Annotated in this window: 8 protein-coding genes; 6 read left to right on the top strand and 2 right to left on the bottom strand. The window is 57.5% G+C overall.

Features of this window, described 5'->3' with window-relative positions; translation table 11 throughout:
• Positions 1 to 16 precede the first annotated feature (16 nt).
• Positions 17 to 4,258, top strand: a complete 4,242-nt coding sequence (gene rpoC / locus ACR0LN_RS19750; RefSeq protein ID WP_480432044.1) for a DNA-directed RNA polymerase subunit beta' — start codon at positions 17 to 19, stop codon at positions 4,256 to 4,258.
• Positions 4,259 to 4,374: 116 nt separating this feature from the next.
• On the opposite strand, the gene ACR0LN_RS19745 is transcribed toward rpoC, so the two are convergent.
• Positions 4,375 to 5,298 (bottom strand): adenylate/guanylate cyclase domain-containing protein, encoded by a 924-nt coding sequence (locus tag ACR0LN_RS19745; protein WP_480432043.1) that lies wholly within the window; start codon positions 5,296 to 5,298, stop codon positions 4,375 to 4,377.
• Between the two features lie 159 nt (positions 5,299 to 5,457).
• On the opposite strand from ACR0LN_RS19745, the gene ACR0LN_RS19740 reads away from it, so the two are divergent.
• Positions 5,458 to 6,327 carry a DMT family transporter gene (locus ACR0LN_RS19740; RefSeq protein WP_480432041.1) on the top strand — a complete coding sequence of 290 codons (870 nt, stop codon included), beginning with the start codon at positions 5,458 to 5,460 and terminating at the stop codon, positions 6,325 to 6,327.
• Here ACR0LN_RS19740 and ACR0LN_RS19735 read toward each other — a convergent pair.
• Complete coding sequence (locus ACR0LN_RS19735) at positions 6,306 to 7,118, bottom strand: putative rhamnosyl transferase (protein WP_480432039.1); 813 nt, start codon at positions 7,116 to 7,118, stop codon at positions 6,306 to 6,308. The genes ACR0LN_RS19740 and ACR0LN_RS19735 overlap by 22 nt on opposite strands.
• A 398-nt stretch (positions 7,119 to 7,516) precedes the next feature.
• Here ACR0LN_RS19735 and rpsL point away from each other — a divergent pair, with 398 nt between their 5' ends.
• The 4 genes from rpsL to ACR0LN_RS19715 all read left to right on the top strand — a co-directional run.
• Positions 7,517 to 7,888, top strand: a complete 372-nt coding sequence (gene rpsL / locus ACR0LN_RS19730) for a 30S ribosomal protein S12 (RefSeq protein ID WP_005621086.1) — start codon at positions 7,517 to 7,519, stop codon at positions 7,886 to 7,888.
• Positions 7,889 to 7,903: 15 nt separating this feature from the next.
• On the top strand, positions 7,904 to 8,374 hold the full coding sequence (gene rpsG, locus ACR0LN_RS19725) for a 30S ribosomal protein S7 (RefSeq protein ID WP_480432037.1): 471 nt from the start codon (positions 7,904 to 7,906) through the stop codon (positions 8,372 to 8,374).
• An 18-nt stretch (positions 8,375 to 8,392) separates the two neighbouring features.
• Positions 8,393 to 10,510, top strand: coding sequence for an elongation factor G (gene fusA / locus ACR0LN_RS19720; protein WP_171096025.1), 2,118 nt, complete (start codon positions 8,393 to 8,395; stop codon positions 10,508 to 10,510).
• 60 nt (positions 10,511 to 10,570) lie between these two features.
• The coding region (locus tag ACR0LN_RS19715) for a GTP-binding protein (protein WP_215675807.1) at positions 10,571 to 10,661 on the top strand (91 nt) is incomplete at its 3' end.

Here is a 10,661-nt window from a genome sequence, read left to right as displayed (position 1 = left end):
TTGGAAAGGAAATCCAATGAACCAGGAAATCACCAACAACCCGTTCAACCCGCTGACGCCCCCGAAAGTATTCGACGAGATCAAGGTCTCGTTGGCGTCGCCCGAGCGGATCCTGTCTTGGTCCTATGGCGAGATCAAGAAACCCGAAACCATCAACTACCGGACGTTCAAGCCTGAACGTGACGGTCTGTTCTGCGCGCGTATCTTTGGCCCGATCAAAGACTACGAATGTCTGTGTGGCAAATATAAGCGGATGAAGTATCGCGGCGTTGTCTGCGAGAAATGCGGTGTGGAAGTCACCCTGCAGAAAGTCCGTCGTGAGCGTATGGGCCATATCGAACTGGCCGCGCCCGTCGCACATATCTGGTTCCTGAAATCGCTGCCGTCCCGCATCGGTCTGATGCTGGACATGACGCTGCGCGATCTGGAACGCGTTCTGTACTTTGAAAACTACGTTGTCATCGAGCCCGGTCTGACCGACCTGACCTATGGCCAGATGCTGACCGAAGAAGAGTACATGGACGCACAGGATGCTTATGGCATGGACGCGTTCACCGCGAATATCGGTGCTGAAGCCATCCGTGAGATGCTGGCCCAGATCGATCTGGAAGCCGAAGCCGAGCAGCTGCGTGCTGATCTGGCCGAAGCAACCGGCGAGCTGAAGCCCAAGAAGATCATCAAGCGTCTGAAGGTTGTTGAATCCTTCCTCGAGTCGGGCAACCGCCCCGAATGGATGGTGATGACTGTGATCCCGGTCATTCCGCCGGAACTGCGTCCGCTGGTTCCGCTGGATGGTGGCCGTTTCGCGACGTCGGATCTGAACGATCTGTATCGCCGCGTCATCAACCGGAACAACCGTCTGAAGCGTCTGATCGAACTGCGCGCGCCTGACATCATCGTCCGCAACGAAAAGCGGATGCTGCAGGAATCCGTGGATGCTCTGTTCGACAACGGCCGTCGTGGCCGCGTGATCACCGGCGCCAACAAGCGTCCGCTGAAATCGCTGTCGGACATGCTGAAAGGTAAGCAGGGTCGCTTCCGTCAGAACCTTCTGGGTAAGCGCGTCGATTTCTCGGGCCGTTCGGTCATCGTGACCGGCCCCGAGCTGAAGCTGCACCAGTGTGGTCTGCCCAAGAAGATGGCGCTGGAGCTGTTCAAGCCGTTTATCTACTCGCGCCTTGAGGCCAAGGGTCTGTCTTCGACCGTGAAACAGGCGAAGAAACTGGTCGAGAAAGAGCGTCCCGAAGTGTGGGATATCCTCGACGAGGTGATCCGCGAACACCCTGTCATGCTGAACCGTGCGCCGACGCTGCACCGTCTTGGCATTCAGGCGTTCGAACCGGTTCTGATCGAAGGTAAAGCCATCCAGCTGCACCCGCTGGTCTGCTCGGCCTTTAACGCCGACTTCGACGGTGACCAGATGGCCGTTCACGTGCCGCTGAGCCTTGAGGCACAGCTGGAAGCCCGTGTTCTGATGATGTCGACGAACAACGTTCTGTCGCCTGCAAACGGCGCGCCGATCATCGTACCGTCGCAGGATATGATCCTGGGTCTGTATTATGTGACCCTGGAACGAGAAGGTATGCCTGGCGAAGGCAAGGTCTTTGGTTCGATCGAAGAAGTTCAGCACGCGCTGGACGCGGGTGAAGTGCATCTGCACACCAAGATCACCGCGCGGATCACGCAGATCGACGACGAAGGCAACGAAGTTCAGAAGCGCTATGAAACCACTCCGGGCCGTCTGCGTCTGGGTGCGTTGCTGCCGATGAACAACAAAGCGCCGTTCGATCTGGTCAACCGCCTGCTGCGGAAGAAAGAAGTGCAGCAGGTGATCGACACCGTCTACCGTTACTGCGGTCAGAAAGAGTCGGTTATCTTCTGTGACCAGATCATGTCGATGGGCTTCAAAGAAGCGTTCAAGGCGGGCATCTCGTTCGGTAAGGACGACATGGTTATCCCGGACGACAAGTGGGGCATCGTCGATGACACCCGCGGTCAGGTGAAGGACTTTGAACAACAGTACATGGACGGCCTGATCACTCAGGGCGAAAAGTACAACAAAGTTGTCGATGCCTGGTCGAAGTGTAACGACCGTGTCACCGAGGCGATGATGAGCACGATCTCGTCTTCGGATCGGGCAGCGGACGGCTCGGAACAGGAACCGAACTCGGTTTACATGATGGCGCACTCGGGTGCACGTGGCTCGGTCACGCAGATGAAGCAGCTGGGCGGTATGCGCGGCCTGATGGCCAAGCCGAATGGCGACATCATCGAGACGCCGATCATTTCGAACTTTAAAGAAGGTCTGACCGTTCTCGAGTACTTCAACTCGACCCACGGTGCTCGTAAGGGTTTGTCGGATACCGCTCTGAAGACGGCGAACTCGGGTTACCTGACCCGTCGTCTGGTGGACGTGGCGCAAGACTGTATCGTTCGTGAGATCGACTGTGGCACCGAGCGTGCGATCACTGCCGAAGCCGCCGTGAACGACGGTGAGGTTGTCGCCTCGCTGGCTGAGCGTGTGCTGGGTCGTGTGGCGGCTGACGATGTTCTGCGTCCGGGCACCGATGAGGTGATCGTGGCTGCGGGTCAGCTGATCGACGAACGTATGGCTGACACCATCGATGAAGCTGGTGTTCAGTCGATGCGCATCCGCTCGCCTCTGACCTGTGAGTCCGAGGAAGGCGTCTGTGCAACCTGCTACGGTCGTGACCTTGCACGCGGTACCATGGTGAACACGGGTGAAGCTGTCGGCATCATCGCCGCTCAGTCCATTGGTGAACCCGGTACGCAGCTGACCATGCGGACCTTCCACATCGGTGGTGTTGCGCAAGGTGGTCAGCAGTCGTTCCAGGAAGCCAGCCAGGAAGGTGTTGTTTCCTTCGAGAACCCGCAGATCCTGGTCAATGCGGCAGGCGAAAGCCTGGTCATGGGCCGGAACATGAAGCTGGTGATCAAGGACGAGCACGGCGAAGAGCGTGCCAGCCACAAGCTGGGCTACGGCTCCAAGCTGTTTGTCAAGGACGGCACCAAGGTGGCCCGTGGCGACAAGCTGTTCGAGTGGGATCCCTACACCCTACCGATCATCGCCGAGAAAGCCGGTACCGCGAAATACGTTGACCTGGTTTCGGGCCTTGCTGTCCGCGACGAGACCGACGAAGCAACCGGTATGACCCAGAAGATCGTGATCGACTGGCGCGCCGCCCCCAAAGGCAGCGACTTGAAGCCCGAAATCATACTGGTCGGAGAAGATGGCGAGCCGGTCCGCAACGATGCGGGCAACCCGGTTCACTATCCGATGTCGGTGGATGCGATCCTGTCGGTCGAAGATGGTCAGACCATCGAGGCCGGTGACGTTGTCGCGCGTATCCCGCGTGAAGGCGCCAAGACCAAGGACATCACCGGTGGTCTGCCGCGTGTGGCCGAACTGTTCGAAGCCCGCCGTCCGAAAGATCACGCGATCATCGCAGAAGCCGATGGTTACGTGCGCTTTGGCCGCGACTACAAGAACAAACGCCGCATCAGCATCGAACCGGCTGACGAGTCCATGGAGACCATCGAGTACATGGTGCCCAAGGGCAAGCACATCCCGGTCGCCGAAGGGGACTTCATCCAGAAGGGTGAATACCTGATGGACGGTAACCCGGCTCCGCATGACATCCTGTCCATCATGGGTGTCGAAGCGCTGGCGGATTACATGATCGACGAAGTGCAGGACGTCTATCGCTTGCAGGGCGTGAAGATCAACGACAAGCACATCGAGGTTATCGTGCGCCAGATGCTGCAGAAGTGGGAGATCCTGGATTCAGGCGACACCACCCTGCTGAAAGGCGAGCATGTCGACAAGCAGGAGTTCGACGCGGCCAACGAGAAGACCATCGCTCGCGGTGGTCGTCCGGCACAGGGCGAGCCGATCCTCTTGGGAATCACCAAAGCCTCGCTGCAAACGCGTTCGTTCATCTCGGCGGCGTCGTTCCAGGAAACCACCCGCGTGCTGACCGAAGCTTCGGTTCAGGGCAAGAAGGACAAACTGGTCGGCCTGAAAGAGAACGTCATCGTCGGTCGCCTGATCCCCGCCGGTACCGGTGGTGCGACCCAGGCTGTGCGCCAGGTTGCCCAGTCGCGCGACAACGTCGTGATCGAAGCCCGCCGGGAAGAGGCCGAAGCGGCCGCTGCTCTGGCTGCGCCAATGATCGACGACGACATGGTCGGCGACGAGCTGGACGTTCTGGTGGATACTCCGGAAAGCCGCGAGTAAGCGGCTTCTTAATCCAAAGATCAGGCCCCGCGATTTCGCGGGGCCTTTTTTGTAGACCACGGGCATTTCGTTATGTGCGTGCCGCCCGGATCACGTCAGAAGATGCTCGTCAGCATTCACACAAACAGCACATGGGCTTTCACAGGATCGGCCTTGCCTTTCAGGCTGAATGTGCGGTCTTCCGCTATATCTGGTTCGCTGCTAAGGCTTTCAGAGAAAGCTTCGGAATAGACCAGTTCCCTTGGTCCAGCTTCCGCCTGGAATCGTGCGGCTGTGTTCACAGTATCTCCAACTGCAGTAAAATCCTTGGCGGCACCGGTCTGAATTGACCCTACATTTGCGGTTCCCAAAGTCATTCCAATCCCGACATCGAGAGGCAGATGTCCTTGGTCTATGCCTGCGACCAGCCTTTTTGCAGCTGCCAGCATCTTGTCTGCTGTACGTACACCCAGCGACGGCAAGGGCACAGGATAGATCGCCATTATCTGATCACCGATGTATTCCACAATCGCGTCGTCGCGCGTGATCTCCTTGGTTGCGATCTCGTAGAACTGGGTCAATACGTCCGCAACTTCGTCAGGCGCGTGATTTTCGGACCAAGCTGTAAACCCTCGGAGATCGGCGAAGAGAATCCCAACCTCAAGGTTGATTGTCACCGCAGGCAGAGCTGTAAAACAGCTTTGACAAAAGTTAGGGTTCTTAGCCGAGGGCTTAATTCCCAGAATTTTTCCCAAACCTTGAAATGGCACGAGACAAAACCGGCAACGGGGTGAAGCAGGCAAAAACCGCGTTATCGCTCGGACTCGGCCAACAAATCCTGTCATGCAAAGGTTCAGGATGAGCGGGTCATCGTCCGATGTCAGCCGACTTACGATCCATGCGTCGTGGTTGTAGACGTACCAGACAAAAGCTGCGGTCAGCACGACAAACAGCAGTAGTCCGAGCAAAATTGAGTAGAGAATGGCCGAGATCACCGAGAGCGTTAGGATGATAACGCCGATAGAAATAACCCCAATTTCAAACAGACGAGCGTTCCGCATAACCAGACCACGGTTGGAATGACCGTAGTATACACATTTTTTGTCTTCTCGGCGCTTCCATGTTTCACCGCTTTCTGCGACAGAACGGAAAGGCGTCTTGACAAGGGCTGAGGTGATCTTGCCAATGCACGCTATTTCGAAGCGTTGGAAATTCTCTGCATGACCCCGAATGTGAAAGGCGCGCTGCTGATGATGGGCAGCATGGCCGCGTTTACCGTGAACGACACGTTGGTCAAGGTGGCCTTGCAGGAGATGCCTCTGTTCCAGTTGGTGGCGATACGCGGGGCGCTGGCCACCGCCCTAGTCTACGTGCTGGCGCGCAATCTGGGGGCGTTGCATCTGAACTTTCCGCGCCATGACAAATGGCTGGTGGCGGTTCGATGCTGTGCTGAGATTTCAGCGACGTTTTTCTTTCTGATCGCGCTGAAACACATGCCGTTGGCCAACGTCACTGCGGTTCTGCAGGCTTTGCCTCTGACGGTGACGCTGGGCGCGGCCCTGTTTTTTTCAGAGCAAATCGGGTGGCGACGGATTACAGCCATTGTGATCGGGTTTGCGGGTATGCTGCTGATTGTGCGTCCGGGGCCGGATGGGTTCAGTATCTATGCGATCTATGCCTTGGCCGCGATGGCGTCTGTGACTGTTCGCGATCTGATAACGCGCCGAATGTCGGCCCATGTGCCGTCGATGGTTGTGACGTTGGCCACATCACTGACGATTACTCTGACCGCCAGTCTCGTTTCGGTGTTCGAAGGGTGGGCGCCCGTGTCGGCAGGGGCCGGAATGCTTGTCGCGTCGGCGGCTGTGTTCGTGTTGATGGGTTATCTGTTTAGCGTGATGGTTATGCGCGTGGGAGAGGTCGGTTTCATCGCACCGTTTCGCTATTCCAGCCTGATCTGGGCATTGGGGCTTGGTTGGCTTGTTTTCGACGAATGGCCGGACACGATTACGACGTTCGGGGCTGCTCTGGTCGTTGGGGCAGGGTTGTTCACTCTGTTCCGCGAACGTCAGTCTCGCGCTGCCGAATGAACCCGCCTCACGGCGTTCTGGTCAATAGCAAAACGCGCGATGAATTCGCCTTCTTGTTCCGGTGTCAGAGGCAGAAGCTCGGCCTTGTTTTTACGGGCATGGATGGAATCGTTGAATTGGTTCAGTGTGCGGACCCACATCGGTGCGTCGGGGTAACTGATCACCGGCATAAAATTCCCGATCCGGTGATGGCCGAAGTTCATGATCGTCTGGTCGCACCCCTCGCCCACATACATACCCAGCGCTACCCCTAGCAGGGGTTGGAATTTCTGCCTGGCCAGAATCCCGTCGGGCCCAAAGCGCGCGAGAAAGCCGCTATTATAGTCGATGGCGACGGTTCTATTTTTCTCGATCAGTCCTCTGCCATCGTCCAAAGCACCGCGCAGGCGTTCAACGAAGTCCACGGATACGGCGTCGTCGTCATCGTGTCTGAATTGCAGGCAGGGCGCGTCGGTATTGCCGCGCGCGGTGTTTATGACCTCTTTCATCACCGTGCGGTGGCGCACCGGTTCGCGGCTGACGATCTTCACTTGCTTCATTCCTGCGGTCAGGTCGTGCAAGCGGTCGCAGGCAGGTTTGGGCAGGCACTCTCCGATCACAATGAGGAGCTTAAAGTCCTCATCGGTCTGTTCCTTGAAGCAGGGCAGCGTAACGGTTTCGAACAGGCGAAACCGTTCTTCCAGACGCGCGGGGTTATAGAGGTACTGCCTGCGTTCCTCGATCGTGTCATGTTCCACCTGAAAGCCGCCATAAGCAGGATAGGAAAAACGGCAAAGGCCGATAACTTGCATGATTCATCCGTGGGTCAGTCTGGTAACGGGACTATGCCCTTGCAGACAGGGCCCCGCAACGACTGTGGCGCTGGAAATCCCTGTCACGCCCTGATAAATTTGCCTGAACCGGCCCGGCGAGGCACCCAATCGGGTCGCACTGTTGACAGTCGGGCCGACTCCCCCTATTACGCGCGTCATCTCGGTACTGGGGGCCGCCCCAAAACCGATTTCAGTAATGGACTGGTCAAGACCCGGACAATTTTGCCGTTCGCGTCCTCTGATAACCAACCGCGACGTTCACCTCGGAATGGGAACGCTCGCGGGTTTTGCGCTTGTGGACGCATAAGTGCAGCAAGTTTAACCGCACGCAATGCGCGTGCATGTCATGTGTGTTGCAAAACGGGGAAGAAACCGGAATGCCAACTATTCAACAGCTGATCCGCAAACCGCGGCAGCCCAAAGTAAAACGCTCGAAGTCCATGCACCTGGAGCAGTGCCCGCAGAAACGCGGCGTCTGCACACGTGTATACACCACCACACCTAAGAAACCGAACTCGGCTATGCGTAAGGTCGCCAAGGTGCGCCTGACCAACGGGTTCGAGGTCATCTCGTACATCCCGGGTGAAAGCCACAACCTGCAGGAACACTCGGTTGTTCTGATCCGTGGCGGCCGTGTGAAAGACCTTCCCGGTGTGCGTTACCACATCCTGCGCGGTGTTCTGGATACTCAGGGCGTTAAAGACCGTAAGCAGCGTCGTTCGAAATACGGCGCGAAGCGTCCCAAGTAAGAAGGAGAGGCTGATATGTCACGTCGTCACGCCGCCGAAAAACGCGAAGTCCTGCCTGACGCCAAATTTGGCGACAAGGTTCTGACAAAATTCATGAACAACCTGATGATCGACGGTAAGAAGTCGGTCGCAGAACGCATCGTTTACAACGCGTTTGACCGCGTTGAAAACAAGGTAAAGCGCGCACCGGTCGAAGTGTTCCACGAAGCGCTCGACAACATCAAACCGTCGGTCGAGGTTCGCTCGCGCCGCGTTGGTGGTGCAACCTATCAGGTTCCGGTAGAAGTGCGCCCTGAGCGCCGCGAAGCTCTGGCCATCCGCTGGCTGATCTCCGCTGCCCGCGCCCGCAACGAAAACACCATGGAAGAACGCCTCGCCGGCGAACTGCTGGACGCTGTACAGTCCCGCGGTACCGCTGTTAAGAAGCGCGAAGACACCCACAAGATGGCCGAGGCGAACAAAGCCTTCAGCCACTATCGTTGGTAATCTAGAGGCTTTAGACCAATGGCACGCGAATATCCTCTCGAACTATACCGTAACTTCGGTATCATGGCGCACATCGACGCAGGTAAGACCACCTGCTCGGAGCGTATCCTGTATTACACTGGTAAATCCCACAACATCGGTGAGGTGCACGATGGTGCAGCCACCATGGACTGGATGGAGCAGGAGCAGGAACGCGGTATCACCATCACCTCGGCTGCGACCACCACTTTCTGGGAACGCACCGAGGACGGTCAGACCGCTGATACCCCTAAGCACCGCCTGAACATCATCGACACCCCCGGCCACGTTGACTTCACCATCGAAGTTGAACGCTCGCTGGCGGTTCTCGACGGTGCCGTCTGCGTTCTGGACGCAAACGCCGGTGTTGAACCCCAGACCGAAACCGTGTGGCGTCAGGCTGACCGCTACAAGGTTCCTCGTATGGTTTTCGTCAACAAAATGGACAAGATCGGCGCAGACTTCTTCAACTGCGTTCGCATGATCGAAGACCGCACCGGCGCACGCGCTGTTCCGGTTGGTATTCCGATCGGCGCCGAGTCCGAGCTGGAAGGCCTGATCGACCTGGTCACCATGGAAGAGTGGCTGTGGCAGGGCGAAGATCTGGGCGCAAGCTGGATCAAAGCTCCGATCCGCGACAGCCTGAAGGACATGGCTGACGAATGGCGCGGCAAGATGATCGAAGCGGCCGTCGAAATGGACGACGACGCGATGATGGAATACCTGGAAGGCAATGAGCCCGACGTTCCGACCCTGCGCGCCCTGCTGCGCAAAGGTACGCTGGACATCGCGTTCGTTCCGGTTCTGGGTGGTTCGGCGTTCAAGAACAAAGGCGTTCAGCCGCTGCTCAACGCTGTGATCGACTATCTGCCCAGCCCGCTGGACGTTGTTGATTACATGGGCTTCAAACCCGGCGACGAGGAAGAAGTTCGTGACATCGCCCGTCGTGCCGATGACGCCATGGCGTTCTCGGGTCTGGCGTTCAAAATCATGAACGACCCCTTTGTTGGCTCGCTGACCTTCACCCGGATCTACTCGGGCACCATGAACAAGGGTGACTCGATCCTGAACTCGACCAAAGGCAAGAAAGAGCGCATCGGTCGTATGATGATGATGCACTCGAACAACCGGGAAGAGATCGAAGAAGCGTTTGCAGGCGACATCATCGCGCTGGCGGGTCTGAAAGACACCACCACCGGTGATACCCTGTGTGACGCGAAGGATCCGGTGGTTCTGGAAACCATGACCTTCCCCGATCCAGTGATCGAGATCGCGGTTGAGCCCAAAACCAAGGGCGACCAAGAGAAGATGTCCCAGGGTCTGGCCCGTCTGGCCGCCGAAGACCCGTCCTTCCGTGTGGAAACCGACCTGGAATCGGGTCAGACCATCATGAAGGGCATGGGCGAACTTCACCTGGACATCCTGGTTGACCGTCTGAAGCGCGAGTTCAAGGTTGAAGCGAACATCGGTGCACCGCAGGTGGCCTATCGTGAAACCATCTCGATGCCGGTCGAGCACACCTACACCCACAAGAAACAGTCGGGTGGTTCGGGTCAGTTCGGTGAAGTTAAACTCGAGATCACTCCGACCGAGCCGGGCGAAGGTTACTCGTTCGAAAGCCGCATCGTTGGTGGTGCCGTTCCGAAGGAATACATCCCGGGTGTCGAAAAAGGCATCCAGTCGGTTATGGACAGCGGCCCGCTGGCTGGCTTCCCCGTGATCGACTTCAAGGTTGCCCTGCTGGACGGTAAGTTCCACGACGTTGACTCGAGCGTTCTGGCATTCGAAATCGCGGCGCGTATGTGTATGCGTGAAGGCATGCGCAAAGCTGGCGCGAAACTGCTGGAACCGATCATGAAGGTCGAAGTGATCACCCCGGAAGAATACACCGGCGGTATCATCGGCGACCTGACCTCGCGTCGTGGCCAGGTGTCTGGTCAGGAACCGCGCGGCAACGCAATCGCGATCGACGCGTTCGTTCCGCTGGCGAACATGTTCGGCTACATCAACACTCTGCGTTCGATGTCGTCGGGCCGTGCCCAGTTCACCATGCAGTTCGACCACTATGATCCGGTTCCGCAGAACATCTCGGACGAGATTCAGGCGAAATACGCATAAGCGAAGATTTGAGGGAGCTCCGGTAAGGGGCTCCCTTCATTACCGAAAAAGGAGGCCATCATGGCAAAGGAAAAGTTTGAGCGTACAAAACCGCATGTCAACATCGGCACGATTGGCCACGTTGACCACGGCAAAACCACGCTGACCGCAG

It is taken from the genome of Ruegeria sp. AA6, from assembly GCF_056542865.1.
The sequence above is the reverse complement of the archived record's forward strand: the minus strand, read 5'-3'. Positions and strand labels throughout refer to the sequence as shown.

What these genes read in the sequence shown, in the direction of transcription:
- rpoC (WP_480432044.1), top strand. Translation starts at nt 17, where the DNA reads ATGAACCAGGAAATCACCAACAACCCGTTCAACCCGCTGACGCCCCCG.
- ACR0LN_RS19745 (WP_480432043.1), bottom strand. Translation starts at nt 5,298, where the DNA reads ATGCGGAACGCTCGTCTGTTTGAAATTGGGGTTATTTCTATCGGCGTT.
- ACR0LN_RS19740 (WP_480432041.1), top strand. Translation starts at nt 5,458, where the DNA reads ATGACCCCGAATGTGAAAGGCGCGCTGCTGATGATGGGCAGCATGGCC.
- ACR0LN_RS19735 (WP_480432039.1), bottom strand. Translation starts at nt 7,118, where the DNA reads ATGCAAGTTATCGGCCTTTGCCGTTTTTCCTATCCTGCTTATGGCGGC.
- rpsL (WP_005621086.1), top strand. Translation starts at nt 7,517, where the DNA reads ATGCCAACTATTCAACAGCTGATCCGCAAACCGCGGCAGCCCAAAGTA.
- rpsG (WP_480432037.1), top strand. Translation starts at nt 7,904, where the DNA reads ATGTCACGTCGTCACGCCGCCGAAAAACGCGAAGTCCTGCCTGACGCC.
- fusA (WP_171096025.1), top strand. Translation starts at nt 8,393, where the DNA reads ATGGCACGCGAATATCCTCTCGAACTATACCGTAACTTCGGTATCATG.